The sequence below is a fragment of the Allosphingosinicella sp. genome, assembly GCF_046295735.1.
Lineage (GTDB): Bacteria > Pseudomonadota > Alphaproteobacteria > Sphingomonadales > Sphingomonadaceae > Allosphingosinicella.
This window is the reverse complement of the sequence record NZ_JBKBMQ010000010.1, coordinates 118868-145622: the sequence shown is the minus strand read 5'-3', so window position 1 is coordinate 145622 and position 26755 is coordinate 118868. Positions and strand designations below refer to the sequence as shown.

The window sequence follows — 26755 nt, the reverse complement described above, 5'->3', positions numbered from 1 at the left end:
GTTCCACCCTCGTCCACCACCTCGGTGGGCTCTTCCGCGCTTCGCGGCGCGAACTTCTCCAGCTCCAGCCAGTCCCTGAACGGCAGGCCGTAGAGCATATCCATCACTTCATATTCGAGCCCGCCCGGCTGCGAGGCGGACGAATTCCACAGCGCCACCACGCCCGACCGGCGCCGCGGATCGAACATGATCAGCGACCGGTAGCCGCGGACGCCGCCGCGATGCGCCACCACTTCATTCCCCGCATAGTCGAAGACGCGCCAGCCAAGGCCGTAGCGGGCATCGGCGATCCGCTCCTGATACTTGCGGCGCCGCGCCCGTTCGCCCGGCGTGGCGGTGCGCGGCGCGTGGGCGAGCGCCAGCACCCGTTCGTTCAGAACCTCGGGCTCCGCCCCCATCTGCGCGCGCAGCCAGATGGCCAGATCCTTGATCGATCCGTTAACCCCGCCCGCGGCCGGCACACGGTAATAGGGCTCCGTCACTTCGACCGGCTTCGAGTTCCTGCCGCCGACATGCGGCCGCGCCCAGCTCGGCGCGGTCATCAGCCCCTCCATGCTCATCGAGGCGCCGGTCATGCCGAGCGGCAGAAACAAGCGTTCGCGCACCGCATCGGCATAGGTCTTGCCGGTGGCGCGCTCCACCGCCTCGGCCGCCGCGTCGAACGCGACATTCTGATAGGCATGGCATTGGCCGACGGGACAGATCAGGCTGAGTTCGTTCAGCGAAGCGCGAAGCATCCGCGGATCGAGCCCGTCCTCGAGCTTGGAATCGTTGGCATGGGCGAAGATGCCGAGCGTGTGGGCGAGCACGTCGGCGAGTGTCGCCACCTGCTCCTTCCCCTCCGGCAGCCTGAGCGTCGAGGAATAGCGGCTGACCGGCTCGTGGAGCGACAGCTTGTTCTCCTCCGCGAGCAAGGCGACCATGTCGCCGGCCACGCCCTTGGACAGGGAGGCCCAGCGGAACACCGTGTTGGGCGTAACCGGATCGCGGCTCCCGGCGATCGTCTCGCCATAGCCCTTGAGGAAGCGGATCTCCCCGTCCTCGACGATGCCGACGGCGAGGCCCACCATATTGTTGCGCTCGATCAGCAGCCGCAGCCGCGCATCGATGCGGGCATAGTCGATGGCGCCGCGCGGACGGGCGTGGGCCGCCTCGCCGATCGTCGCCTGGAAGCTGCCCGGATCGGCGGTGGCGCGCTCGATCTCCTGCTCGACCGCGCTGGGACCCTCGTCCGGCTCGACGAAGCGGATACCGGTGGCGGCCCAGACGATGCCGGCGAACAACAGAACCGGTACGAAAATCCAGGCAAAACGCCGCACCGACACCCTCTCAACTCTCCCCCCGGCGGTTCGCCCCCGCGCGGCCGCTCCCGGTTCCTGCCCTTAGACCCGGCGGCCGCCGAAAGATAGGTCCGGTGGCAAGGGTTTAGACGCGGCACCTCGACAGCGGGGCGCCGCTTTGCCACGCTCGCGCAATGCGGGAAAAGGAATTGCGGCTGGCGCTGGTCTGTTACGGAGGGATCAGCCTTGCCGTCTACATGCACGGCATCACCAAGGAGATCTGGCACCTCGCCCGGGCGAGCCGCGCCTACCATGCGCGCGAGCCGCGCCGCGAGGGCAGCGAGGGCGTCTACCGGCGCCTGCTGGAAGCGCTCGCCGAGGAATGCGGGCTGGAGCTGCGCGTCTTCACCGACATCCTCGCCGGCGCGAGCGCGGGCGGGATCAACGCCATCTTCCTCGCCGACGCGGTCTCGACCGGCCGGTCCCTGGAACCGCTCACCGAATTGTGGCTGGAGACGGCGGATGTCGACCGGCTGATCGATCCCGACGTCAGCAAGGTCTCGCGGCTCGCCAAGACGGCGGCGGTGCCGTTCGCCTGGGCGCTTTCGGCCCGCCGCGGCGGCGCGGTCGAGCAGACGGTGGAGGCCGACCACCGCCAGGAGGTGCGGGCCAAGCTCGCCAATTTCGTGCGCTCGCGCTGGTTCGCGCCGCCGTTCGGCGGGGCCGGCTTCACCCGGCTGCTGCTCGACGCGTTCGACGCGATGCGCGCCGGGCCGCAGGGGCCGCCGCTGCTGCCCGATCACCAGCCGCTGGACCTGTTCGTCACCGTCACCGATTTTCACGGCCATCCCCAGCGACTGCGCCTCAACTCACCGCCCGAAGTGATTGAGACCGAACACCGCCTCACCCTCTCCTTCCGCGACGCCGGCGGTGCCGAGCGGGGGCTCGCCGACGCGGCGGAGCTCGCCTTCGCCGCCCGGGCGACCGCCAGCTTCCCGGGCGCCTTCCCGCCCTTCCGCGTCGGCGAACTGGACGCGGTGCTGGAGGAACGGGGGCGGGCATGGCCCGGGCGCACCGACTTCCTGCTCCGCGCCCTCCCCCGCCACGCCGCCGTCGGAGATGCCGAGCAGGCGGTGCTGATCGACGGGTCGGTGCTCGCCAACGCGCCCTTCGGCCCGGCCATGGCCGCGCTCCACAACCGGCCGGCCCGGCGCGAGGTGGACCGCCGCTTCGTCTATATCGATCCGCGCCCGGGGCTGTTCAGCGTCCGGCTCGGCGCGACCGGCGAGAACGACCTTCCCGGCTTCTTCGCCACCATCTTCGGCGCGATGTCCGACATTCCGCGCGAACAGCCGATCCGCGACAATCTGGAGGCGATCGACCGCCGCTCGTCCCGCATCCGCCGGCTGCGGCGGATCGTCGCCTCGATGCGCCCCGAGGTGGAGGCGGCGATCGAGCGCACGTTCGGCACCACCTTCTTCCTCGCCAGCCCGACGCCGAGGCGCTTCGCGGCCTGGCGGGCGAGGGCGCAGGTCGAGGCGGCGCGCGGCGCGGGCTTCGCTTATGCCGCCTACGGCCAGCTCAAGATGTCCAACGTGGTCGAGGAAGTCGCCGCCCGCATCTTCCGCCTGGGCGGCGGCGGCAGCGCCGAGCGGTGCCGGATCGTCCGCCAGGCGATCTGGGACGCCGTGCGCGCCGCCCGCCTCACCGCGCCGGACGCGATGACCGCGACGGGCGCGCGCGTCGACGTCGTCGAATTCCTGCGCAATTTCGATCTTCCCTTCCGCAGCCGCCGCCTGCGCTTCGTCGCCCGGCAGCTGACCGAGGAGGATCACGGCTTCGATTCGCCGCCCGAGGCGCGCGAACGGGTGCGGCGCACGCTCTACGACCTGATCGGCCGCTACCGCGACGCGGCCGACGGCGGCCGTGCCGACGCGGCCGCCCGCGCCGATTTCGCCGCCGTGGCGGAAGCGCCGGAGGCGGCGCTCGTGGCGTTCGCCCGAACGCTCGACCTGCGCCACCTGGACGACGAGGCCGACGCCCGCTTCACCGCCGCCCTCACCGGGCTGAGCCGCGCCGACCGGAGGGCGCTCATCCTCACCTATCTCGGCTATCCCGTCTACGACATCGCCACTTTGCCGCTGCTGCAGGGCGAAGGCCTCGACGAATTCGATCCGGTGAAGGTGGACCGCATCTCCCCGGACGACGCGACCGCGATCCGGTCGGGCGGCGCGGAAGCCACGCTGAAGGGCATCCAGTTCAACAGCTTCGGCGCCTTCTTCAGCCGCGCCTATCGCGAGAACGACTATTTGTGGGGCCGGCTCCACGGCGCGGAGCGGTTGATCGACATCGCCGTCTCCGCCCTGCCCGACGGCGTCCACCTCCCGCCGGGACGAACGACGGAGCTGAAGCGGCAGGCGTTCCGCGCGATCCTCGAGGAGGAGAAGGATCGCCTCACCTCGGTCCCCGCCCTGTTCGAGGAGCTGGATCGGGAGATCGGCTAGCCGGCGATGGCCACGCCGCACTGGACGCACCGGCGATTTTGATAGAGGTAGGGCCGCTCGGGAGGCTTTGCGATGCAGTTTCTGAAGACCCTGTTCTGGGTGGTCGTGGCGGTCGGCCTGGTGCTGTTCGCGAGCGTCAACTGGGTCCCGGTGACGATCCGCCTGTGGGGCGGGCTCGAGGCGGACGTGAAGCTGCCCGCTTTGGTGATCGCCGCCTTCCTGCTGGGCTTCCTGCCGATGTTCGCGGTGCACCGCGCCAAGCTCTGGTCGATCCGGAGGCGGCAGGAGACGCAGGACCGGGTGACCGTGGTCAACCCGCCCGCCCCGCGCCCCGCCACCGCCTCCCCCGCCGACGAAGACCGGATTGCGACCGACAGCGACGTCTGGCCGGCGCGATGAAGAGCCCGATCTTCGTCGCCGTCGACACGCCCGACCTCGCCCGCGCCAGGGCCATCGCGGCCCGCGTGCGCAACCATGTCGGCGGGCTGAAGCTCGGCCTCGAATTCTTCTGCGCCAACGGCCGCGCCGGCGTGCGCGAGATGGCGGAGCTCGGTCTTCCCCTCTTCCTCGATCTGAAGCTGCACGACATCCCGAACACCGTCGCCAAGGCGGTGCAGGCGCTGCGCCCGCTGGAGCCCGCCATCCTGACCGTCCACGCCGCCGGTGGTCGCGCGATGATGGAGGATGCCAAGGCCGCCGCGCCGACCGGCACCAAGGTGGTCGCCGTCACCGTCCTCACCAGTCTCGACGCCGACGATCTGTCCGCGACCGGCATTTCCGGCGATCCGCACGGCCAGGTCGAGCGCCTGACCGGCCTTGCCCGCTCCGCCGGCCTCGACGGCGTCGTCTGTTCGGGAGCCGAAGTGGCGTCGGCGCGGCGCCTGTGGCCGGACGGCTTCTTCGTCGTGCCCGGAGTCCGGCCCGCCGACGCGCATGTCGGCGACCAGAAGCGGGTGGTGACCCCGCGCCAGGCGCTCGACGCCGGCGCGTCGGTGCTGGTGGGCGGCCGCCCGATCACCACCACCCAGGATCCCGAGCACGCCACCCACGCGATCGAGGAGGAGCCCTCGTCTCCACTCTCCCCTTCCTGCACGCAGGGAGGATTTACACGCCTCCTCCCCCGCCTTATCCGCCTCCCCGAGGAGACGACCCGATGAGTTGGCTCAACCGAGTCCGCAACAGCATACCCTTCCTTCCCAAGCGCGAGACGCCGGACAATCTGTGGCACAAGTGCCGCGAATGCGGCGCGATGGTGTTCACCCGCGAATGGGAGGAAAATCTCAACGTCTGCCCGCGCTGCGACCATCACGGCCGCATCGGCGCCCGGCAGCGCTTCCAGATGCTGCTCGATCCGGGCTTCACCCTGCTGGCCCCGCCGCAGGTGAAGGAGGATCCGCTGAAGTTCCGCGACACCAAGCGCTATACCGACCGCATCCGCGAGGCGCGGCAGAAGACGTCCGAGCATGACGCCTTCCTCAACGCGCGCGGCACCATCGACGGGCGGCGCGCCGTCGTCGGGGTGCAGGATTTCGCCTTCATGGGCGGATCGATGGGCATGGCGGTCGGCGCCGCCTTCGTCGCCGGCGCGCGCGCCGCCATTCACGACCGGGCACCTTTCATCGTGTTCACCGCCGCCGGCGGGGCGCGGATGCAGGAAGGCATTTTGTCGCTGATGCAGATGCCCAAGAGCACGGTCGCGATCGCCGAGCTGCGCGAGGCGGGCCTGCCTTATGTCGTCGTCCTCACCGATCCGACGACCGGCGGCGTGACCGCCTCCTACGCAATGCTGGGCGACGTGCAGATCGCCGAGCCCGGCGCGCTGATCGGCTTCGCGGGGCAGCGGGTGATCGAATCGACCATCCGCGAGAAGCTCCCGCAGGGCTTCCAGCGGGCCGAATATCTGCTCGATCACGGGATGGTCGACATGGTGGTGCACCGCCACGAGCTCAAGCAGCGCCTGTCCCTCCTCATCTCCTACCTCGCGCCCGAGCGGGAGGCGGCGTGAACCCGCCCCCCCTCCGTCGGAGGGGAACGGAAACGGCGAAGAGATCCCGTCGGCCGCCCGCGAGGCGCGGCTAGATGGACCGCGCCGTCTCCGACGATCCCGCCGTCCAGGCGCAGCTCGACCGGCTCGCCCGCTTGTCGCCGGGGGCCGACACGCTCGGCCTCGGCCGCGTCTCCGCGCTGCTCGGGCGGCTGGGCCATCCCGAACGGCGCCTGCCGCCCGTGCTCCACGTCGCCGGGACCAACGGCAAGGGGTCGGTCTGCGCCTTCCTGCGCGCCGCGATCGAGGCGGCGGGGCTGGAGACCCATGTCTATACCAGCCCCCATCTCGTCCGGTTCAACGAGCGCATCCGCATCGCCGGCCGCCTGATCGAGGATGCGGCGCTCGCCGCCCTGCTGGCCGAAGTGCTGGACGCGGCGGGCGACATGGAGGTGAGTTTCTTCGAAGCCACCACCGCGGCCGCTTTCCTCGCTTTCTCCCGCATTCCGGCCGACGCCTGCATCGTGGAGGTCGGGCTCGGCGGCCGGCTCGACGCCACCAATGTCGTCCCCGATCCGCTGGTCTGCGGCATCGCCCAGCTCGGCCTCGACCACCAGGCCTTTCTCGGCGACCGGATCGAGGACATCGCCGCGGAAAAGGCCGGAATCGCCAAGCCCGGCGCTCCGCTCGTCACGCTCAACTATCCGCCGGGAATGGCCGAACGGATCGAAGCCGCCGCGGCGGGCGCCGGCGCCGACTGGCTGCCGCGCGGCGGCCGGTGGGACGCCGCGCTTTATCGCGAGCGCCTCCATTATCGCGACGAGGCCGGCCGGCTCGACCTGCCGCTGCCGCGCCTGGCCGGCGCGCACCAGGCGACGAATGCCGGCCTCGCCATCGCCATGCTGCGCCACCAGCGCGCGCTTCCGGTGGGCGAGGCGGCGCTGCGGGCGGCGATGGGCTGGGCGGAATGGCCGGCCCGGCTGCAGCGGCTCGGCCCCGGACCGCTGCGCGATCTCCTCCCCGGCGATGCCGAGCTGTGGCTGGACGGCGGCCACAATCCCGCCGCCGCCCGCGCCGTCGCCGATTTCTTCCGCGCCCACGTGCCGGCCGACCGGCCGTTCCACATCGTCTTCGGCCTGCTCGCCAACAAGGATGCGGCCGGGGTGCTGAAGCCCTTCCGCGGCCGCGCCATCACGCTGCACGCCATTCCGGTGCCGGGCCACGCCTGCCACGCGCCGGCCGATCTGGCGGCCCGCGCGCGCGAGGCGGGGATGAGCGCGCTCCAGGCCGCCTCGCCCGCGGACGCGCTCGGCTGGATCGCCCGCCACGCCGACCGCGCCCGCCCGCCGATCGTCCTCATCCTCGGCTCGCTCTACCTCGCCGGCGAGGTGCTGCGCGAGAACCGGCAGTTCCCGACCTGATCCGCGCGCCGGCCGCCGGCGGCTTGCATCCCGGGCCCGGGCGCGGCATCGGCAAGGGCTGGAGGCAGTGATGATCGAACTGGACGACGAACAGCAGCGCGCCCGCACATGGTTCGAAACCCTGCGCGACCGCATCTGCGCGGAATTCGAGGCGATCGAGCGGGAGGCGGGCGGCGACGCGGCCTTCGGCTACACGTCCTGGGACCGGACCGATCCGGACGGCGCGCCGGGCGGCGGCGGCGTGCGCGGGCTGATGAAGGGCAAAGTGTTCGAAAAGGTTGGCGTCAACGTCTCCACCGTCGGCGGCCGTTTTTCGGAGGAGTTCGCGCGCACCATCCACGGCGCGGCCGACGATCCGCGCTTCTTCGCCACCGGCATCAGCCTCGTCGCCCATATGGCGAACCCGCACGTGCCGGCCGTCCACATGAACACCCGCTTCCTCGCCACCACGCGGCGCTGGTTCGGCGGCGGCGCCGACCTCAACCCGCCCATACCCTATGAAGAGGACACGGCCGCCTTCCACGCCCGCCTGCGCGCCGCCTGCGCCGCCCACGACCAGACCTTCTACGATCGCTTCGCCAAATGGGCGGACGACTATTTCTACATCCCGCATCGCGGCGTCCATCGCGGCGTGGGGGGCATCTTCTACGACCATCTGGAAGGGCCGTTCGAAGAGACCTTCGCCTTCACCCGCGACGTGGGCGAGGCCTTTCTGGACGTCTTCCCGAGGATCGTGCGGCGGCGGATGGAGACGCCGTTCACGCCGGAGGACAAGGCGCGGCAGCTCGAATATCGCGGCCGCTATGCCGAGTTCAACCTGATCTACGACCGCGGCACCTTGTTCGGCCTCAAGACCGGCGGCAATGTCGACGCCATCCTGATGAGCCTTCCCCCGGTCGCGACCTGGAACTGACCGCCGCGGATCCGATGCTCAGCCCCGTGCCCAGCGGCCATGTCGCCACCGTCGTCACCTTTCTCGAAATGCGCGAACGGCCGCGCCCCCGGCCGGTGCCGTCGTCCCCCCTTCGCATGGCCCGGTGGCACGACCCCGATCCGGCGCGCTACCGGCTGCTGTTCGAGCGGGTGGGCGGGCGCTGGCTCTGGTATTCGCGCCTCGCGATGGACGATGCGACGCTGCGGGCGAACATGGCGGAGGTCCATGCGGTGATCGATCCGAGGGGCGTCGAGGTCGGCATGCTGGAGCTCGATTTCCGCACCGCGGGCGAATGCCTGATCCGCTTCCTCGGCCTGGTCCCCGAACTCGCCGGCAAGGGCCACGGCCGATGGTTGTTCGCGCAGGTGATGGCGCTCGCCTGGCGCGAGGGCGTGGAGCGGGTCCATGTCACGACCTGCTCGCTCGACCACGCGGCCGCCTTGCCCTCTTACCTGAAGGCCGGCTTCACCGCCTTTCGCCGCGCCCTCGAAACCTTTCCCGATCCGCGGCTCGCCGGGCTGCTGCCCGCCGATATCGCCCCCCAGATCCCGGTCATCCGCTGATCATCGAACCTCGGGTTCGGCGCGCGAATCCTCGTACAAGCTGAGCAGGTGCAGGCCGCCGCCCGAGGCGCCCGAGACGTAGATGTCGAGGCCGGGTGCGTAGCCGATGCCCTCGCCGACCGGATAGACGGCGTAAGTCACGCCGGCGCGGGAGAGCTGAAGGACCGGCCCCTCGCCCGGCTCCAGGACGACGATCTCGCCCGCAGGCGTCCGGTAGGTTCCCGGCGCCGCCGCCGCGCCTCGTATCGGCGAGGCGAGTTCGGCCTCCGCCGCCTCCCCCTTGTCCGCGGCGAACGCGACGAGCGCCCGCTGCAGCCGCTGCTGCCACTCGGGCGCGAGTGTGTTGTTGGTCACCATCGCGACGCTGATGCGGGCTTCGGCATCCCAATAGAGCATGTGGTGGAAGCCCCTATGGTGACCGACATAATGGCAGCGGCGGCGGTCGGCCGCGCAATACCAGTTTCCCAGCGTCAGGCCCGAGCGTCCTCCCGGCAGGTCCACCGGCGCGGCGGCGAGCGGGCGCAAATGCGCGAGGCTGGACCACCAGGCCGCGCCCCATTCGGCCAGCGCGGCGGCGCTGACGCTGACGTTGCTCCCACCGTAAAAGGCCTCATTCTCCCCGCTGTCGGCGGGTTCGCTGCGTCCGTCCGCCATCCGCCGATGGCCCACCGCCCTGCCGCTCCAGTCCGCCAGCGCGACCGGGCGTGGTCGGATGCCGTCGGGCAACCCGGCATGTTCGCGCAGGACCTCCACATAAGAACGGCCGGTCACCCGCTCGGCGATCAACGCCAGCGTGTCGTAACAGATGTTGCAGTAGGAAAAGGCGCTGCCGGGGGCGAAGCGCGGCGCCGGCTCCAGCTCCCCGATCCGCGACAGGAGGTCGGCATTGGTCCTGCCCGCCACCGGCTGCAGCGGCTCATAATCGGGCAGGCCGGCCGAATGGGCGAGCAGATCGCGCACGCGGGTGTCGGCGTGCGGATATTCGGCGACATAGTCCCGCACCGGCGCGTCGAGCCGCACCCGTCCCTCGACAACCAGCGACAGGACGGCCGCCGCCGTCATCGGCTTGGCCAGCGACGCGCTGTCGACCGGCGTGGTGGCGGTGAAGGCCGCGCCGGAAACGGGATCGGCAAGGCCGTGTGCGGCTGAAAAACGCACGCCGTCGGCGTTTCGGACGACCACGGCACCGGTGAAGATCCCTTCCTTGCCGAGCCGCTCCAGTGCCGCCGCCATCGGCGCAGCCTCGGCACCGCCGGAGATCAGGGCCGCGAACGCGACCAGTCCCGCCAACCGCAAATTGCGGGAGGATCGCGCCATGCCAGCCGTGAAGTGAGCCACCATCCTGCAAGCGTGCCCGTGGAGACCGGCACGCGCAAGCGCGGACCTTCACGCCGCCGCGGTGCAGCTCAGCCGAAAATGCCTTCCATATCGTCCGGGCCGCCGCCCACCAGCTGGGCGTAAACGCGCGAGAAGAGCGTCATCATGAAGGCGGTGACCAGCGCCTGGATCACGGCCGTCACCAGCAGGATCAGGAAGGAGCCGAAGCCGCCGCCCGGCTGGGGCGGGCCGGCGACGAGGATGACGAGCAAGCCGAACACGGCGCCGACCGCCATCATGACGACCAGCATGGCGAGCAGGACGAGGAGGAGGAGCCCGAGCAGCTTCCAGAAGACCGGGCCGGTCAGGCTCCAGCTGCGCTTCAGGATGGCGATCGGGCCGCCCGGCTCCACCGCCGCCACCGGCGTGGTGAGGAGCAGCCGCACGCCGATCGTAACGCCGGCCGCGATCAACAGCAAAACGGCGACGACCGCCCCGGCGCCCGTCGCGCCCCTGGCTGCGCTGAAGCCTATGACCACAAAGATCGGCAGGAAAAGGAGGGCAAGGCCGAGCGCCGCCAGCAGCAGCGCGCCCAGCAAGGGCAGGAAGCGGCGCCCACCCACGCGGATCGCTTCGCCCACCGACAGGCCGGGGCGGAGCGCGAGGGCGCACAAGGCGATCGTTCCTATCAGCGTCACCGACATCATCGGCAGCATCAGCAGACCCCCGACCACGCTCGGCTCCGCCTGCGGCTGGCCGGGAACGGCGCCGCCGCTCAGCGACTGGACCAGCGCCTGCGGCAGCGCGACCAGCAGGAAAGCGACCGGCAGCACGAGGCGCGCCTCCCGCCGCAGGAAGGCGGCGCTCTCGCTCCAGGCGTCGCTCACCGAAATTCTCGACATTCTTCTCTCTCCCCACGGCCGCGCTGCTTTGTTATGCGCGGCCCCGATGACAGGCGCAACGCATCGGGACGCGGAGGTAACGGTGGAAACCGGCGGCGTCGAGTGGCGCGTCTCTCCCGGGCTCGTTCCCTATCCCGACGCGCTGGCCGAGATGGAGGAGCGGGCGGCCGCGGTGCTCGAAGGCCGGGCGCCGGAACTCGTCTGGCTGCTCGAACATCCGCCGCTCTATACCGCCGGCACCAGCGCCGATCCCCGGGAACTTTTCAACCCCGACGGCTTTCCCGTCTACGAGGCCGGCCGAGGCGGGCGCTATACCTATCATGGACCGGGACAACGGGTCGGCTATCTGATCCTGGATCTCGGCGCGCGCGGACGCGACGTCCGGGCGTTCGTCCATGCGCTGGAAGGCTGGCTCATCGATGCGCTCGGCGATCTCGACATCGCCGCGCGGCGGGCGCCCGGACGGATCGGCATCTGGGTGGACCGGAACGGGACGGAGGCGAAAATCGGCGCAATCGGGGTCCGCGTGAGGCGCTGGATCACGATGCACGGCTTCGCCGTCAACGTGGCGCCGGAACTTTCTCACTTCTCAGGCATAGTGCCCTGCGGTATCGCTGAGTTTCCAGTGACCAGTATGACTGAGATGGGAGTGTCCGACGGACAGCTGCGTTTCGACTTGGCACTGAAGCGAAGGCTCCACCGGTTCCTCGCGTCTCTGGGGGGGAGTGGCGCTGAGGGTTGAGAGCCGCATCCTTTCCGTTTATCGTGCAAACCGATTTGGCCAGAACAAGGGGCATCCCAACCAAATCACCAATCTAGGGAGTTTTCTCAAATGCGTGACATTTTCTCGAAAGCCATCACCGGTTCGATGATCGCCGGCGCGGCCCTCCTCGTCGCGGCTTGCGGCGGCGGCAACGACACCGCGACCACGAACAACACGGCGGTCGGCGCCGAAGACCCGTGGGCCAATGACATGGGCATGGGCAACGACATGGGCATGGGCAACGACATGGGCATGGGCATGGACAATACCGGCATGGGCATGGGCAACGACATGGGCGGCAACGCCATCGACAATGCCCAGGACCACCTGCAGAACGCCCAGCAGGAACTCCAGAACGCGCAGTAATCGCGCTTCGGATATGTCCGAATTCAGGCGGGGCTGCCGGGGAAACCCGGCAGCCCTTCCTTTTTTGGGAGGAGGCGCGATCGTTCTCCTCCCGGCTGGACATTGCGCCGCCGTCATGATCCAAGGAGCAGCCGCTCCCCCACTGCCAAGGAGGCAATCGACATGCGTCTTCCCAAAATTCTCGCCGGATCGCTGATCGCCGGCGCCGCGCTCGCCCTCTCCGCCTGCGGCGGCGGGGCCGACGACACGGCCGCGAACAATCAGGCCGCGACCGGCATCGACACCGATCCGATGTTCGACAACACGGTCGGCAACGACGTCACCGCCATCGACGCCGCGGGCGGCGGCACCGGCGATCCGCTGCTCGGCGGCCAGCCGGCCACCACCAATGTCGGGACCGGCGTGGGCACCCAGCCGGCCGGCAACGCCACCGACGCCGCCGGCAACGAGACGACCGAGGGCAACACCGTCGGCATGTAACAGGTCGGGCCGAGCGCCCGACCCGCAAGGCACGGCCCCGGAACACGGACGGCGTAGGCGCCGATCCGTCTTCCGGGGCCTCTTCATGTCCGCGGTTCCACCCTCGCGTCCGACGAGCCGTTTTCCTAGCGCGATGGATTCCAAGCGAAAATGCTGGCTTGCGGCGCCGGCATGGTTAATCCTAAGGACAGGCGCAGGGGCGGAAAAGCAGTTCGCCGGCGTCGCGGAGGGGTGGTAACATGAAGTCTCTGAAATTCGGCATCAAGGCGGCCGCGATCGCGCTCGCCAGCTCGGCGGCGCTTGCCGATCCCGGCCCGGCGGGGGCCCAGCTGTTCCTGGAGGATCCGGGTTTCGAGCGCGGACCGATCGAGCCGAGCGATCCGCTGGTCGGGCTTCCGATCCCGGGCGCGACCCCGGCCGAATATCGCGCCCATCTGCTGTGGAACCTGCGCTCCGGCCTCAACGTGGCGGCGCTGCAGTGCCAATTCTCGCCCTTTCTGCGGGCCGTGCCGAACTACAATGCCCTCCTCGCCCACCATTCGGGCGAGCTTGCCACCGCCTACAACACGATGATCGCCTATTTCCGGCGCGTCCACGGCCAGCGCGAGGGCCTGCGGATGTTCGACGATTATACGACGACCACCTACAACAATTTCTCGACGCTCTACGCGCAGCAGGGTTTCTGCCAGACGGCGTCCGCCATCACCAAGGAAGCGCTGACCAAGCCGAAGGGCGATCTCCACCAGGTGGCGGTGTCGCGTATGCGCGAGCTTCGGAGCAGCCTCGTTCCGGCGCATCCGCGGCTCGGCGTCTACAATCCCTATCTGGTCACGCAGACCATTCCGCGGGTGATCCCGCTGCCCGATTGTTCCGGGCTCCGCGGCCGTCAGCGCCGCCAGTGCGAGGCGCAGGCCTGATCCCGCCTCAGGGAAGGCCGAGCAGCTTGTGCGTCTGGATCGACAGGCGCCAGCGCGGATCGGCGAGGACGTAGTCGATCGCCGCCGCCCGCGCTGTGGCGGCGTCGGCGCCGTCCATCGGCTGGATCAGGAAATGGTCGAAGTCCCAACCGAGCAGCTCGGCCGGATCGATGCCCTGCTGCGGCCAGACCAGCTTCAGCTCGTTGCCCCGACGCTGCACCACCTCGTTGCCCGCCTTGGGGCTGACGCAGATCCAGTCGATGCCCGGCGGCGCGGCGATCGTCCCGTTGGTTTCGACCGCCAGCTCGAAGCCGCGGGCGCGAAGCGCGGCGATCAGCGGCGCATCGACCTGCAGCAGCGGCTCGCCGCCGGTCATCACCACGAGCGGGCGCGGCGCCTCGCCCCACAGCTCCGCGACCTTGGCGGCCAGCGCGTCGGCCTCGTAGCGGCCGCCATTCACGCCGTTCATCCCGACGAAGTCGGTGTCGCAGAAGCGGCAGCGGGCCTCCGCCCGGTCCTCCTCCCGCCCGGTCCACAGGTTGCAGCCCGAGAAGCGCAGGAAGACGGCGCGGCGCCCCGCCTGCATCCCCTCACCCTGCAGCGTGAGGAAGATCTCCTTGACCGCGTAGCTCATGGCGCCGCCGCATAGAGGGTGGGGTCGGGAAGCCCCGCCTCGACAAAGCCGCGCGCACGCAGCCGGCAGCTGTCGCACAGGCCGCAATGCCGCCCGTCCGGAGCGGGATCGTAGCAGGACCAGCTCATGCCCGCGTCGAGGCCGAGCCGTGCCGCCTCGGCGGCGATGTCGGCCTTGCTCATATGCTGGAGCGGGGCGTGGACCGTGAAGCGGGCGCCGCGGTCCCCGGCGGCGGTGGCGATCGCCGCGAGCTCTTCGAACGCGCGGATGAAGTCGGGGCGGCAATCGGGATAGCCGGAATAATCGAGCGCGTTGACCCCGATGAACATGTCCGACGCCCCCGCCGCCTCGGCCCAGCCGAGCGACAGCGAGAGGAATATGGTGTTGCGGGCGGGCACATAGGTGATCGGGATCGCGCCCTCCACGACCCCGCACTTCGGCACGTCCAGATCGGCGGTGAGCGCCGATCCGCCGAACGCGGTCAGGTCGAGCGGCAGGACGATGTGCCGTTCCGCGCCGAGCGCCGCGGCGATCCGCCCGGCGGCCGCGATCTCCACCCGGTGGCGCTGATTGTAGTCGATCGTCAGCGCGTAGAGACGGAAACCCCGCTCGCGCGCGATCGCAGCCGACACCATGGAGTCGAGCCCTCCGGACAGGAGACAGACGGCGATGGGAGCGGTTTCGTTCATGGCAGGCGCGGCTAGACTTCGGCACGGCGGGGCGCAAGGCTTGCCCCAAAAAAGCGGGTCGCCCGAAGGGCGGCTTGCTCAAAAAAGCGGGCCGCCCGGAGGGCGGCCCAGTGAGGCTGTGCAAGCCTTCTAGGGAGGAAAGCGTGCGCACTCGCGCGGCACACCCTCCTTATAGGCCGGCCATGGTAAACGGGCCGTTAACGGGCTGGACGCCGTCCGCCGCCGCGCGGGCACGGACCGGCGCGGCGCGCCTCGGCGCGGAAGGCGAAGGGCGCCCCGTCATGGATGCCCTGGCTGTCGATCCGGGCGAGCCGCGGCGTCTCGAGCCGAAGGCTGGTGCGGCCGAAGCCGGCGCCCGGGCAGGTATAATGGACGGTGGCGCTCTTCGCGTCCTGCGCGATCACCAGCCGCGTGCAGGCGGCGCTGCCATGCTGGATCTGCATCAGCATGCCGCGGTCCTGCGCGATGCAGATGGACGGCAGCGGACGCGCGCCGTCGCGGTCCTTCAGCGTCCACAGCCCCGGTTCCATGCGGGCGAGCACGGCCAGGCCGCCCGGCGCCTGCGTCGCGGCAGGCGCGGCGGCCGTCAAAAGGGCGGCGAGCGCGATCATCGCCCGGCGCCTGCTGCCGTTCCCTCTGGCCATCGGCCACTCCAAATAAGGCGGAGCCCCCCGCCCAGAAGCGTCCGGAGGGGCGACCGCCCGGACAGCCCGCCCATAGCAGAAGTGGGCGCCGCTGGCGACAATGCGGCCGCGCGCTCAGGCGGGATCGCCGAAGTCGCTCATTTTGATCGGGAAAACCCGGGAACAGAATTCGCAATCGACGCTGATGAAGCCGTCTTCGTCGACCATGTCCGCGCGCTCGTCGGCGCCGAATCGGCCGATCACGTCGCGCACATATTCGAAGCTGCAACGGCAGCCCTTGCGGAGCGGCACCGCGCTCAGCACCCGCACTTCCTCTTCCTCGTGGAACAGGCGCCACAGCAAATTCTCGAGCGGCAGCTCCTGGTCGAACAGCTCGTTCGCCCGGATCGTCTCGGCGAGGATGCGGACATGCTCCCATTCGGGATGGTCGAGCCGGGTGTGGAGCCGTTCGCGCCCCTCCTCCCCCTCCGGCAGGTGCTGGAGGAGGATGCCGCCCGCGATATGGCCGGTATCGTTGACCGCGAGGCGGACGAGGCTCGGTATCTGTTCGGACTGGCTGAAGAAGTGCTGCGCGGCATCGGCCAGGCTGTCGCCCTCCAGCGGCACGATCCCCTGGTAGCGCTCCTTGGTCACGGCCTGGTCGAACGTGATGGCCAGATATCCCTTGCCGAACAGGGAGGCGAGGGTCGGCAAGCCCGCCGCCTCGGCGAGCCGCTCCTTGTCGAAGCGCACATAGCCGCGAAGCTCGCCGGCTTTATAGTCGCAGACGAGCAGGTCGACGATGCCGGCCTCCGTCTGCGCCTGCATGGTAAGCTGGCCGCCGGCATCCTTCAGCATCGCCCCGAGCAAGGCGGTGAGCGTCAGCGCCTCGGACAGGATACGCGCGATCGGCGCGGGGTAATCGTGGGCGGAGAGGACGTCGTCGAGCAACGGGCCGAGCCGCACCAGCCGGCCCCGCGCGCTGCGGGTCGGGAGGGCAAAGCCGACGGCTTCGTCGAGATTGGCGGCAACGGCCGCCGACGCTTCGGGATCGGAATAGGACATGGCTGCCATGTGGCAACGCCGCGGCTGCGTTCAATATCCGCGGCGCTCAGCCCGCCCGCGGCGCCTCATATCGCCGGGCGGCGTCCGACAGGCGTTCGACGAACTCCGTCACATGCGCCTCCTCGATCACCAGCGGCGGCAGCACGCGCATCACATTGTCGCCCGCCGCGACGGTGAGGAGGCCATGCTCACGCAAATAAGTGACGAAGGCGCGGCTGTCGGTCTTCATCTTGACGCCGAGCATCAGGCCGATGCCGCGCGCGCTTTCGAACAGATGGTCGTGATTGGGGATCATCTGCTCCAGCGCGCCGCGCAGCCGCTCGCCCATCCGCGACACGTGGGCCAGGAACTCCTCGTTCGCGACCACGTCGAGCACCGCCTGGCCGGCGGCCATCGCCAGCGGATTGCCGCCATAAGTGGAGCCGTGGGTCCCGACCACCATACCGACGGCCGCCTTCTCGGTCGCCATGAAGGCGCCCATCGGGAAGCCGCCGCCGATCCCCTTGGCGGTGGCGAGGATGTCGGGTTCGACGCCATAATGTTCGTAGGCGTAGAGCTTGCCGGTGCGCGCGACGCCGCACTGGACCTCGTCGAACACCAGCATCAGGTCCTTTTCGTCGCAGGTTTCGCGAAGGCCGCGGATGAACTCCGGGCTGGCCGGTCGGATGCCGCCCTCGCCCTGCACCGGCTCCAGCAGGAAGCCGGCCGTATGCTCGTCCACCGCCGCGCGGGCGGCGTCGAGATCGTCGAAGGCGACCACCTTGAAGCCGGGCAGCAGCGGCGCGAAGCCGTCGCGCAATTTCTCCTGGTCGGTCGCGCTGATCGTGCCGAGCGTGCGGCCGTGAAAGGCGTTCTTGAAGGTGATGAGCGTGTGCTTGTGCGGATTGCCGTGATGATGGTGGTAGCGGCGCGCCGTCTTGATCGCGCCCTCCACCGCCTCGGCGCCCGAATTGGTGAAGAACACCGTATCGGCGAAGGTGAGGTCCACGAGGCGCTGGGCATAGGCCTCGCCCTGCGGCGAGCCGTAGAGGTTGGAGACGTGGATCAGCGTCGCCGCCTGCTCCTGGATCGCCTTGGTCAGATGCGGATGGCCGTGGCCGAGCAGGTTGACGGCGATGCCGCTCGCGAAATCGAGATATTTCTCGCCGCCTTCGCCGTAGAGATAGACCCCCTCCCCTCTGACCGGCCGCACCGGGGAGCGCGGATAGACGGGCATGAGCGGGGTGATGGCCATGAAAAGCTCCTTCGCGGGCGGACGGTCGCACGGTGACGGCGGCGTTGCGCCGCCGTGGGATCGGCCCGCCTATAGGAAGGGGCCGGGCGCCGCGTCAACGCGGGGCGACGCCCGGCGCGAAGCTCAGCGGCGCCGCTCGTCCGGCCGGCGATCGTCCCACCGCCGCTCTTCTTCCCACGGATCGCGGCGATCGTCCCACCGTTCGAACCGCAGCCGCTGGCGCAACGCGTCGATCCGGCCGCTCAGTTCCTGATACTCCCAGCGGGACAGCCCATCGTAGCGGAAGCGATCGAAGCGGTCGGCGATCCGCTCATGCTCGCGCAGCAGCCGCTCGCCTTCACGCCGCGACACCTGGCGGCGATCGATCGCGCGGAAGATGCGGTCCTCCAGCCGGCCGAGATCGCGGCCGATCTCCCGTTCGGCCTGCCGCGACTGACCGTAATTCTGCTGGCCGCCCGGATGACGGCCCCAATCCTGCGCCGCGGCCGGCGCGGAGAGAGCGAAGGCCGACGCCAAAGCGGCGGAAAGAACGAGCTTACGCATGACACTGCTCCTCGAACTGAACTGACGGCATCTAAGTAGCTGATGATGGCTGCCGCGGGGCTGAACGCGCCCGACAGCTTCTATTCAGATGCCTGGCCAGGAAACCGCACGAAAAAAGGCGGCCCCCGATGGGGACCGCCCTTCCCTTCTGCCCCTGCCCGCAGGCTTAGCGGCGCTGCAGCCAGCGCAGCCGCTCCTCGGCCTGGTCGATCCGCTGGCGCAGCTCGACGAACTGGCGATGCGACAGGCCGTTGCGGCTGTAGCGGAAGAAGAGCTGGCGGATGTGATTCACCTCGCGCCGCAGCTGAACGGCGTCGCGCGGGTGCAGGCGGCGGCGGTCCTGGGCGCGCAGGATACGCTCCTCCAGCCGTTCGATGTCGCGGTGGATCTGGCGCTCGGCGTTGCGGGGCGCGGGCTGCGACCAGCCGTGGCGGCCCTGGTCCCAAGGCTGGGCGGATGCAGGCGCGGAGATCGCGGTGGCGGTTACGAGAGCGGCCGAAATCAAGAATTTACGCATCTGAACTACTCCTTCACTCACACTCATGAAGCGAGAAATAGTCGAGGGAGAATGTTTCGGCCCTGAACGGAAATGTAAGCCGGGGTTCAGCCGGCGGGAACTCCGGAAAGGCGGCCGCCGGGATCAGCTGCGGCGGCCGTTTTCCGGGAGGCGCGGATCAGTCGATCAGGCCTCTCTTATAGGCTTCCATCACCGCCTGGATGCGAGTGCGGACGCCGAGCCGGCGGCAGGCTTCGGAGACATGTTCGTCGACGGTCGCGGCCGCGATCCCCATGATCTCGGCGATCACCGGCGAACTCTTCCCCTTCTGCACCCAGCTCAGGCATTCGAGCTGGCGGCGGGTGAGGATCGGCTCGACGTCCTTGGCCGCCATCAGATACTCCGTCCGCTTCATGATGATGGTTTCGGTCAACATCTGCGCTCTCCCTGACTAGCTGCGACGGGCCGACGTGTTGCCACGCCAGTCGTCCCGGATACGCCCTTCCCGCTTGAACCATTCCTGCTGGGTCATGCAGATCCGCTCGAACTGGGTGCGCGAGCCGGTGATCGCATAGCGGCGGCAGGTCACCCGCTGCCAATCCGGATGGTCGTCCGGCGTGCCTTCCAGCGTGATGGTGGCGGGCTTCTGGACCGGCGCGGAGGCTTCCACGACGCGCGGCTCGGGCGGCGCGGGGGCGGGCTCCGGCTGCGGAAGCTGCGGCGCGGGCGGCGCCAGCGTCACCGCGGCGACCTTCGGCGCGACCGGCGCATCGACGATCGGCGGGACGACCGGCTTGGCGACAGTCTTGGCCTCAGCCGAGACGGCGGCGACCGTCTTCTCCGCGACCGGCTTGGCCGCGGGCGCCTCGCGCCGCGCCACGACCACCAGGTCGGCGACGGGCGCGACGGCGGGCTTGTCCTGACGCAGCGCCTCGATCGTCTTGACGAGCACGGGCGGCGCGATCGCCTCGACCTGGCGGGTGCCGATCGCGGCCAGCTCCTCCGCGGCGGCGGACACGGTCGGCTGCACCGCGGCGAGCGAGGTGCCGACGCCGAGCGCGCCGGAGAGGCAGGCGGCCGACCAGCCGAGCCGGGCCGGCACGCGGCTGCGCTTGGGATCGAGAATGCCGATCACCCGGCGGCCGAGCGCGCGGGCCTCCGGCGCGATGCCGTTGGCGTGGCGCAGGCTGCCGCCATTGGCGTGGCGGGCGGCGCTGATCAGCAACTCGGCATAATCGGCGCGTCCGATGTCGCTGCGCAGCACCACATCGTCGGCGGCCTGCTCGGCCAGTTCGCCGGCGGTGCGGGCGAGCACCCAGACGAGCGGGTTGAACCAGTAGAGCGCCGTCGTCAGCCGCGCGATCAGCAGGTTCAGCCAGTCGAGCCGCGACAAATGCGCGAGTTCATGGGCGATGATCGCTTCGGCGCTGGCGGCATCCTTCGCGCCTTCGGCATCGACGATGATCACCGGGCGCAGCAGCCCCCAGCTGACCGGCGACTTGAGCTCGCCGCTCGCCAGCAGCTCGGCCGACTGGTCGGAATTGAGCCGCTTCTGCGCGCCGGCCAGGGCTTCCAGCCAACGCGAGTCCATCACCAGCTGCGCGCGGTCGCGGATGCGGCCAAGGTGGAACAGGCCCGCCAGCGTGAACAGCAGCAAACCGGCGGCGGGCAGCAGATAGGCGACGGCCATCAGGCCGGACCAGTCGATCGCCGCCAGCGTCTCGGCCGCGGCGGGGAGCGCGATCGCCTCGCCCAGCTGCTGCGACTCGGACGGGAACATCGCCAGCGTGTCGGCGATGGCGGTCGGCGCCGCCAGCTCGACCCGCGGCAGGAGCAGGGTGCCGAGCGGAAGCAGCAACACGGTGACCAGGCCGAAATGGGCGGCCATCGACTTTTCGGCGGCGGACCGGCCGCGCATGGCCCGGAGCAGCAGCAGGGTGAGGCCCGCGCACAGGCTGCTCTTCCACACCAGTTCCAGGAACAGTTCCATTCCCATCACGCCTGCTCCTCCCTCGCCTTCCGGATGAGCTTCTCAAGCTCGTCCAGATATTCCGGCTCGATCTTTTCCTGCATGCCCAGCAGCGCCGTGGCGGCGCTGGCGGGGGAATTCTGGAAAAAGGTGCGGACGAGCTGGCTCAGCGCCGATCGGCGCGCAGCCGCCTCGGGGACCACCGCGGACCACAGATTCTTCTGTTCGACGAGACGCCGGCTGACGAAGCCCTTGCGCTCCAGCCTCGCGAGCATCGCGCGGATCGCCGAGCTGGTCGGCGCGTCCGGCATATTCTCCTCGATGTCCGAGACGGTGGCGTCGCCGAGCGACAACAGGGTCTCGAAGACCTGTCGTTCGCGTGGCGGTATACGGTCGATCATCGCGACTCTCCCCGTTACATTTGTACCTAGGTACATTTGTACCGGAAATGCAAGCGGAAAAACTCACCACGCCAAAAACATGTAGCTTGTAACATATCGTCCCGGCCCGGCGCTCGGCAAAGGTGCGCGCGAAGGGACGGCTACCAGGTTGCGTGATCGGGCCGCAGGGACAGGAGGGGCTGAATCTATGGACTGGCCTGCCTCGACACCCTGTCGGTTGCCGCGACGGTGATTCTCGGTGTGGCGCTCTGGATCGGGGCTTGCGAACTCATCTTCCTCATCTGGAAAACTGTTCGCCGGCGAAGGCCTGCCGGCAGCCTGAATTCCGAGCGGGACGGTGATTGAGATCACCTTTTCCGCAGCCCGTCGCTACGTCCACGGTCCGGGCGTGGACGAGCCGCTTGTCTGGTACGAAGGCGCGGGCAACGGCGACCGGCGCTGGCTCCACGCCGACGAGCGCGGCCCCGCATCTACTCGCCGACGCTCGGCCGGTTCCTGCAGACCGATCCGGTCGGCTATGCGGACGGCATGAACCTCTACGCTTATGTCGGCGGCGATCCGGTGAACCGCATCGACCCGAGCGGGCTGAGATTTCAAACGCTAGACGAATTGCTGGCGGTCAAGCCGGTCGACGGCGGGACGATCGTCGTTACCGGATGCGGAGGCATAATGATTGGCAGCGTCTGCATCCCCACGTTCACGTTCAACATCGCGGATTGGACGCCGAGAGTCGAATACGGCGACCCCTCTTTGGGACGAGAATATGGCCCGCCGAGTGCAGTTCCTACAGACCTGATATTGGAGCCGCTCATCCGAGAGCTGCGAGATCAAGCTAAGCGTCTCTACTGCTCGCTACCCTCCTTCGGGGGAGGCGCGACCGCTGGAGGCTATGCTGGCTTAGGGGGTGGAGTTACAGGTGAGTTCGGGTTCGATCCGAGCAGCGGGCGAGTCTCTCTTTCCGGTGGGCTGAACGTCGGTGTAGGTGTCGGTTTTTCAGCTGCGGGTTCTGCCAACACAGGTCGGAGCATTTCAAGCGATGCCGTTTTTGGAAGCGTCGGCGCGAATGCGGCAATCTCTGCAGGGCCAACTCGCTTTGGCGCAGCTGCAACATTGATTGCCCACTCCGGGTTCAATCCGCGATATAACGGATTAAATGGTGGAGTTCGGGCCGGAGGCGGCCTCAGTGCGAATGCCAATCTGAGTGTTCGGGGTGGAACCGCGTTTCGCATCGCTCCAGGCTGCCGATAATGTTATACTCAATCAGACAAGCCAGAACTCTCGTTCGAATAGCAGCGATTTTGATAGTCGTGTTGTTTATAGAATATTTTGTTGTCCGAACGGCTTTTACAACCATATTTTTGACCATTGTTTTGTTTCCGATATTTTTAATTAGATGCCGAAACTGCCGCACTCCTATTTATGATCAGCGGATCGCGCCCTACGTGAAAGGTTTTGATCTGAAGGTCCTCGAGAAATGTCCGGTTTGCTGCGAAGCGATGCTACATCAGTCGGTCACCGAACGGTAGATTTGGGAACGATACTACTTCGCTCGTGACGCGCTTGGCCGGCTGTTGTCGAAATCAACGCCGGTGGGCACCGTGTCCTATCTTTATGACCTTGCCGGGCGGCGCACCCGGCTCACCTTCCGGACGGCTTCTGGGTCCAGTATGACTGGAACCTAGAGAACGAGATGACGCAGGGGCGGATCGCGATGCTGTACGACCCGGTCGGGCGGCTGCGGGCGACCCTGAGCTATGTGACGGGACAGGAGAGCAGCTACTATTATGACGGGCAGGACCTGATCCTGGAATATGGCGGTCCCTTCATCGCCCCGCCGCTACGTCCACGGCCCGGGCGTGGACGATTTGCAACTCGGCCCATAGGATGTAGTCATGAAAGATTTCTTCAGGAAAAGAGAACGAGCCGCAGACCGGCTCATAATGTTTATGTTTCCTCTGAGCTTGTTTTTTTTCATTGTCGTACTGAGTGATTATGTTTTTGAATTGGGAATGGGATACAACCTAGTAGATGTGGTATCTTTGATTGTAATACTTCCGGGTATGGTTTTGATCTACATACTCGTTCGGCATATTATTAGAATTGCTGCAAGCTTCCATGACTGAAACCTCAAGCACCTTCAAGTAACGCATCAAACCGCACAATGTGGGCGAGACCAGCATCCTCTACGGCTATGACGCGCTGGGCCGGCAGGTGTCGGAAACGACCGCGGCGGGCACTGTGTCCTATCTTTACGACCTTGCCGGGCGGCGCACGCGGCTCACTTATCCGGACGGTTCTGGGTCCAATATGACTGGAACCTGGCGAACGATATGACGCATGTGCGCGAATATGGCGCGACGAGCGGCGCGGACGTGCTGGCGACGTTCGCCTATGACAATCTGGGCCGCCGCACCTCGCTGACGCGCGGCAACGGGACGGTGACGAGCTATGGCTTCGACGCCGCCTCGCGCCTCACGTCGCTGACCCAGAATTTGGCGGGGACGGCGCACGACACGACGCTCGGCTTCACCTACAACCCGGCCGGCCAGATCGCGCAGAACACGCGTTCGAACGACGCTTATGCCTGGACGAGCCACTACAACGTGAACCGGCCCTACACGTCGAACGGACTCAACCAATATACGGCGGCGGGCGGGGTGACGCCGACCTACGATGCGCGCGGCAACCTCACCTCGGCGGGTCCGGCGAGCTACATCTATACGGCGACCAACCAGCTGACGATGAGCCCGGGGCGGATCGCGATGCTTTACGACCCGGTCGGGAGGCTGCGGGCGACCCTGAGCTATGTGACGGGACAGGAGAGCAGCTACTACTATGATGGCCCTAACCTGATCCTGGAATATGGCGGTCCCTTCATTGCCCGCCGCTACGTCCACGGCCCGGGCGTGGACGAGCCGCTGGTCTGGTACGAAGGCGCGGGCACCGGCGACCGCCGCTGGCTCCACGCCGACGAACGCGGCTCGATCGTGGCGGTGACGAACGGCACGGGCGCCGCGATCGCGATCAACGCATACGATGAATTGAGCAGGTGCGGACTGCCCCCGGCGGTCCGCAGCCCTGTCCGGGGGACAGGGCGGCCTGCTCAATGGCATTCCGGCCTCGACCAACATCGGGCGGTTCCAATCGAGCAGGTGCGGACTGCCCCCGGCAGTCCGCAGCCCTGTCCGGGGGACAGGGCGGCCTGCTCGATACGGGGCAGACCTGGATCCCGGAACTCGGCATGTATTACTACAAGGCCCGCATCACGCCAGACAGGGGAGCGCGCCCATGGCGCCTGTTGCAAGTGACTAGCCGACTTGAAGAAGAAGACGACGACTTTTCCACCAAGGATCAGCTGGGATGCGTCGGCTGCGGCGTCCTGTTCTGGGCGCTGCTCACACTGATCCTTTTCGACACTCCTTCTCACTTCTGGAGGTTCGTGTCTGCGCTCGCCTCGTTCGAGTTCGGCGCCATCGTTTACGTGTCGATAACCGCTGCCCTGTTGGGATTTACCTGCCTCGTTGTCCGCGACCTGATACGGAAACGGTAGGGCGCTCCGTTCCGATCGAGTGAAGCGCCACCTCACGCGGCTGCGTCGTCGCGCGGGAGCGCCTGGGCGGCGGCCCAGCCGCTGGCCCAGGCCCATTGGAAATTGTAGCCGCCCAGCCATCCGGTCACGTCCACCGCCTCGCCAATCGCGTAGAGACCGGGGACGCGCCGCGACTCCATGGTTCGAGAGGAAAGTTCCGCGGTGGCGATGCCGCCGAGCGTCACTTCGGCCTTGGCGAAGCCCTCCGTGCCGTTCGGGCGGAAGCGCCAGTCCCGCAGGCGCCGCTCCGCCTCCTCGAGCTTGCGGTCGGGAAGATTCGCGAGATCGCCGGCAAGGCCGATCCGGTCCGCGAGCGTGTCGGCGAGCCGGTCGGGCAAGGCCGCGCCGAGCAGGCGGCGGAGGTTTGTTCTGGGCGCGCTCCGCTTCGCCGCGGCGAGCCAGCCGGCCTCCCTCTTCGGCAGGAAGTCGACGCCGATCTCCTCGCCATGGCGCCAGTAAGAGGAAATCTGGAGGATGGCGGGGCCGGACAGGCCGCGATGGGTGAACAGGGCCGCCTCGCGAAAGGACGCCCTGCCCGCCCGCGCGACGACATCGGCCGAGACGCCGGAGAGGGTGCGGAACAGCACCTCCTCGCCGCCCAGCGTGAGCGGGACGAGCGCGGGACGCGGCTCCACAACCTTGAGGCCGAAGCGGCGGGCGAGGTCGTAGGCGAAGCCGGTCGCGCCCATCTTCGGGATGGAGGGGCCACCCGTGGCGACGACCAGCGCCGGCGCCTCCGCCGTCCGCCCGCCGAACGCGACGCGGAAACGCCCGTCGGCATGGTCCACCGCGCCGATCGCCGCGCCGAGCGCGAGTTCCACCCCGCCGGCCGCGCATTCGCCGAGCAGCATGTCGACGATCTGCCGCGCCGAGCCGTCGCAGAAGAGCTGGCCCAGCGTCTTTTCGTGCCAGGCGATGCGGTGCCGTTCGACCAGCGCCAGGAAATCGGCCGGGCGGTAGCGGCTGAGCGCCGATTTGGCGAAGTGCGGGTTGGCCGAGAGGTAGCGATCGGGCGCGGTGTGGAGGTTGGTGAAGTTGCAGCGCCCCCCGCCCGAGATCAGGATCTTCTTGCCCGGCCGGTCGGCATGATCGACCAGCAGCACCCGGCACCCGCGCTGGCCGGCCATGGCGGCGCACATCATGCCGGCGCCGCCCGCGCCCAGGACGATCGCGTCGAAGCGTTCCGGAGCGGCTGCGGGGGATCGGGACATGCGGCCGCCTAGGATGGGAACGCACGCTCCGCAATGGCCGACCTCACCTCCCTCCCCTCCCTGCACGCAGAAGACTCGCTCCGCGAGCGGCGGTCATCGAACCGTAACGCGAACGTCACTGATCTTCCCCCGAGCCCGTCTAGGCGGAGAAGGTGAGCCGCTCGATGGAGGCAGGTCTGGAACGGATAAGGGAAGGCGCCGCGCCCGGCGCCCATACGGTCAAGGTGTTCGACCGCGATCTCGACGACCTGCGCGCAGCGATGTGCGAAATGGGCGGCCGGGTGGAAGTCGCGATCGGCGGCGCAATGGCGGCGCTGCGCAACCGCGACGTGGACGGCGCCGCCGCGATCGTCGGCGACGGCGCGCGCATCACCGCCATGGCCGAGGAGATCGAGCGCCGCGCGGTCGGCATCATCGCCACGCGCGCGCCGGTCGCCGACGATCTTCGCGCCGTGGTGGCGGCGCTGCGCATGGCCGGCCTTGCCGAGCGGATGGGCGGCTGCGCGCTCAACATCGCCCGTCGCGTGGACGCGCTGTCGGGCTGCGCCGAGGTCGGCCATCTGCGGCTCATCCCGGAGCTCGAGCGCCGGGTGCTGGAAATGGTGAAGGCCGCGCTCGACGCCTTCGCCGCGCGCGACCCGGTCGCCGCCGCCCAGGTGATCGCCCGCGACGACGAGGTCGACGCCCTCTACGCCGCCGTGTTCCGCGCCCTCGTCGAACATATGACCCGCCACCACAGCAGCATCACGTCGGGCACCCATCTGCTGTTCGTCGCGCAGAAGCTGGAGCGGATCGGCGACCATGCGGCCGCCATGGCCCGCATCGTGCGCTTCGCGGCGACCGGCTCCTACGCGGAGGAGGAGTGAGGCC

The 26755-nt window shown here is 68.7% G+C and carries 29 protein-coding genes and 1 pseudogene; 16 read left to right on the top strand and 14 right to left on the bottom strand.

Going from position 1 to position 26755, the window contains the following annotated elements:
* The coding region (locus ACK4K7_RS11205) for a serine hydrolase domain-containing protein (protein ID WP_431866046.1) at positions 1–1319 on the bottom strand (1319 nt) is incomplete at its 3' end.
* Between the two features lie 155 nt (positions 1320–1474).
* On the opposite strand from ACK4K7_RS11205, the gene ACK4K7_RS11200 reads away from it, so the two are divergent.
* The 7 genes from ACK4K7_RS11200 (at position 1475) to ACK4K7_RS11170 (ending at position 8686) form a co-directional block, all read left to right on the top strand.
* The gene (locus ACK4K7_RS11200) at positions 1475–3784 is read left to right on the top strand and encodes a patatin-like protein (protein WP_431866044.1); all 2310 of its coding nucleotides are present in this window, start codon (positions 1475–1477) and stop codon (positions 3782–3784) included.
* 72 nt (positions 3785–3856) lie between these two features.
* A complete protein-coding gene (locus ACK4K7_RS11195) occupies positions 3857–4183 on the top strand; it encodes a hypothetical protein (RefSeq protein ID WP_431866042.1) in 327 nt (108 codons plus the stop codon).
* Positions 4180–4941, top strand: a complete 762-nt coding sequence (pyrF, locus tag ACK4K7_RS11190; RefSeq protein WP_431866040.1) for an orotidine-5'-phosphate decarboxylase — start codon at positions 4180–4182, stop codon at positions 4939–4941. Before ACK4K7_RS11195 ends, pyrF begins: the two co-directional genes overlap by 4 nt.
* Positions 4938–5789, top strand: coding sequence for an acetyl-CoA carboxylase, carboxyltransferase subunit beta (gene accD, locus ACK4K7_RS11185; RefSeq protein ID WP_431866038.1), 852 nt, complete (start codon positions 4938–4940; stop codon positions 5787–5789). The genes pyrF and accD overlap by 4 nt, the downstream gene beginning before the upstream one ends.
* 74 nt (positions 5790–5863) lie before the next feature.
* Complete coding sequence (locus ACK4K7_RS11180; RefSeq protein ID WP_431866036.1) at positions 5864–7189, top strand: bifunctional folylpolyglutamate synthase/dihydrofolate synthase; 1326 nt, start codon at positions 5864–5866, stop codon at positions 7187–7189.
* A 70-nt stretch (positions 7190–7259) separates the two neighbouring features.
* The gene (gene hemF / locus ACK4K7_RS11175) at positions 7260–8102 is read left to right on the top strand and encodes an oxygen-dependent coproporphyrinogen oxidase (RefSeq protein WP_431866034.1); all 843 of its coding nucleotides are present in this window, start codon (positions 7260–7262) and stop codon (positions 8100–8102) included.
* Between the two features lie 14 nt (positions 8103–8116).
* A complete protein-coding gene (locus tag ACK4K7_RS11170; protein WP_431866032.1) occupies positions 8117–8686 on the top strand; it encodes a GNAT family N-acetyltransferase in 570 nt (189 codons plus the stop codon).
* On the opposite strand, the gene ACK4K7_RS11165 is transcribed toward ACK4K7_RS11170, so the two are convergent.
* Together ACK4K7_RS11165 and ACK4K7_RS11160 are read right to left on the bottom strand one after the other, a co-directional pair.
* Positions 8687–10003: a serine hydrolase domain-containing protein gene (locus ACK4K7_RS11165; RefSeq protein ID WP_431866030.1), complete on the bottom strand. Its 1317-nt coding sequence runs from the start codon at positions 10001–10003 to the stop codon at positions 8687–8689.
* An 89-nt stretch (positions 10004–10092) separates the two neighbouring features.
* Complete coding sequence (locus ACK4K7_RS11160) at positions 10093–10905, bottom strand: hypothetical protein (RefSeq protein ID WP_431866028.1); 813 nt, start codon at positions 10903–10905, stop codon at positions 10093–10095.
* 82 nt (positions 10906–10987) lie between these two features.
* Here ACK4K7_RS11160 and lipB point away from each other — a divergent pair, with 82 nt between their 5' ends.
* From lipB to ACK4K7_RS11140, 4 genes are all read left to right on the top strand, one after another.
* Positions 10988–11647 (top strand): lipoyl(octanoyl) transferase LipB, encoded by a 660-nt coding sequence (gene lipB, locus ACK4K7_RS11155; RefSeq protein WP_431866026.1) that lies wholly within the window; start codon positions 10988–10990, stop codon positions 11645–11647.
* Between the two features lie 90 nt (positions 11648–11737).
* The gene (locus tag ACK4K7_RS11150; protein WP_431866024.1) at positions 11738–12034 is read left to right on the top strand and encodes a hypothetical protein; all 297 of its coding nucleotides are present in this window, start codon (positions 11738–11740) and stop codon (positions 12032–12034) included.
* Positions 12035–12196: 162 nt separating this feature from the next.
* Positions 12197–12514, top strand: coding sequence for a hypothetical protein (locus tag ACK4K7_RS11145; protein WP_431866022.1), 318 nt, complete (start codon positions 12197–12199; stop codon positions 12512–12514).
* 239 nt (positions 12515–12753) lie between these two features.
* A complete protein-coding gene (locus ACK4K7_RS11140) occupies positions 12754–13431 on the top strand; it encodes a hypothetical protein (protein ID WP_431866020.1) in 678 nt (225 codons plus the stop codon).
* Positions 13432–13438: 7 nt separating this feature from the next.
* On the opposite strand, the gene queE is transcribed toward ACK4K7_RS11140, so the two are convergent.
* The 10 genes from queE to ACK4K7_RS11090 all read right to left on the bottom strand — a co-directional run bounded on the left by queE (position 13439) and on the right by ACK4K7_RS11090 (position 21085).
* Entirely contained in the window at positions 13439–14065 is a 627-nt protein-coding gene (queE, locus tag ACK4K7_RS11135; RefSeq protein ID WP_431866018.1) for a 7-carboxy-7-deazaguanine synthase, read from the bottom strand.
* Entirely contained in the window at positions 14062–14754 is a 693-nt protein-coding gene (gene queC / locus ACK4K7_RS11130; protein ID WP_431866016.1) for a 7-cyano-7-deazaguanine synthase QueC, read from the bottom strand. The genes queE and queC overlap by 4 nt, the downstream gene beginning before the upstream one ends.
* A 197-nt stretch (positions 14755–14951) precedes the next feature.
* The gene (locus ACK4K7_RS11125; RefSeq protein WP_431866014.1) at positions 14952–15398 is read right to left on the bottom strand and encodes a DUF3617 domain-containing protein; all 447 of its coding nucleotides are present in this window, start codon (positions 15396–15398) and stop codon (positions 14952–14954) included.
* Between the two features lie 114 nt (positions 15399–15512).
* On the bottom strand, positions 15513–16451 hold the full coding sequence (locus tag ACK4K7_RS11120) for an Hsp33 family molecular chaperone HslO (RefSeq protein ID WP_431866012.1): 939 nt from the start codon (positions 16449–16451) through the stop codon (positions 15513–15515).
* Positions 16452–16488: 37 nt separating this feature from the next.
* Positions 16489–17676: an aspartate aminotransferase family protein gene (locus ACK4K7_RS11115; RefSeq protein WP_431866010.1), complete on the bottom strand. Its 1188-nt coding sequence runs from the start codon at positions 17674–17676 to the stop codon at positions 16489–16491.
* A gap of 123 nt (positions 17677–17799) precedes the next feature.
* Complete coding sequence (locus tag ACK4K7_RS11110; protein WP_431866008.1) at positions 17800–18219, bottom strand: hypothetical protein; 420 nt, start codon at positions 18217–18219, stop codon at positions 17800–17802.
* A 166-nt stretch (positions 18220–18385) separates the two neighbouring features.
* Entirely contained in the window at positions 18386–18736 is a 351-nt protein-coding gene (locus tag ACK4K7_RS11105) for a hypothetical protein (RefSeq protein ID WP_431866007.1), read from the bottom strand.
* Positions 18737–18893: 157 nt separating this feature from the next.
* The gene (locus ACK4K7_RS11100) at positions 18894–19151 is read right to left on the bottom strand and encodes a LuxR C-terminal-related transcriptional regulator (RefSeq protein WP_431866006.1); all 258 of its coding nucleotides are present in this window, start codon (positions 19149–19151) and stop codon (positions 18894–18896) included.
* A gap of 15 nt (positions 19152–19166) precedes the next feature.
* Positions 19167–20711 carry a M56 family metallopeptidase gene (locus ACK4K7_RS11095; protein ID WP_431866052.1) on the bottom strand — a complete coding sequence of 515 codons (1545 nt, stop codon included), beginning with the start codon at positions 20709–20711 and terminating at the stop codon, positions 19167–19169.
* Entirely contained in the window at positions 20711–21085 is a 375-nt protein-coding gene (locus ACK4K7_RS11090; RefSeq protein WP_431866004.1) for a BlaI/MecI/CopY family transcriptional regulator, read from the bottom strand. Before ACK4K7_RS11090 ends, ACK4K7_RS11095 begins: the two co-directional genes overlap by 1 nt.
* Before the next feature lie 405 nt (positions 21086–21490).
* Between ACK4K7_RS11090 and ACK4K7_RS11085 the strand changes: the two are divergent.
* The 4 genes and pseudogenes from ACK4K7_RS11085 to ACK4K7_RS11070 all read left to right on the top strand — a co-directional run.
* A pseudogene (locus tag ACK4K7_RS11085) lies at positions 21491–21613 on the top strand (hypothetical protein); the annotation flags it as partial.
* Positions 21614–22333 carry a hypothetical protein gene (locus tag ACK4K7_RS11080; protein ID WP_431866003.1) on the top strand — a complete coding sequence of 240 codons (720 nt, stop codon included), beginning with the start codon at positions 21614–21616 and terminating at the stop codon, positions 22331–22333.
* A gap of 1082 nt (positions 22334–23415) precedes the next feature.
* Entirely contained in the window at positions 23416–24393 is a 978-nt protein-coding gene (locus ACK4K7_RS11075) for an RHS repeat domain-containing protein (protein WP_431866001.1), read from the top strand.
* On the top strand, positions 24327–24635 hold the full coding sequence (locus tag ACK4K7_RS11070) for a hypothetical protein (RefSeq protein ID WP_431865999.1): 309 nt from the start codon (positions 24327–24329) through the stop codon (positions 24633–24635). The genes ACK4K7_RS11075 and ACK4K7_RS11070 overlap by 67 nt, the downstream gene beginning before the upstream one ends.
* Before the next feature lie 32 nt (positions 24636–24667).
* Here the strand turns inward: ACK4K7_RS11070 and ACK4K7_RS11065 are convergent, their stop codons facing one another.
* Positions 24668–25885 carry an NAD(P)/FAD-dependent oxidoreductase gene (locus tag ACK4K7_RS11065; protein ID WP_431865997.1) on the bottom strand — a complete coding sequence of 406 codons (1218 nt, stop codon included), beginning with the start codon at positions 25883–25885 and terminating at the stop codon, positions 24668–24670.
* Positions 25886–26037: 152 nt separating this feature from the next.
* Here ACK4K7_RS11065 and phoU point away from each other — a divergent pair, with 152 nt between their 5' ends.
* Positions 26038–26751, top strand: coding sequence for a phosphate signaling complex protein PhoU (phoU, locus tag ACK4K7_RS11060; RefSeq protein ID WP_431865995.1), 714 nt, complete (start codon positions 26038–26040; stop codon positions 26749–26751).
* Positions 26752–26755 lie beyond the last annotated feature (4 nt).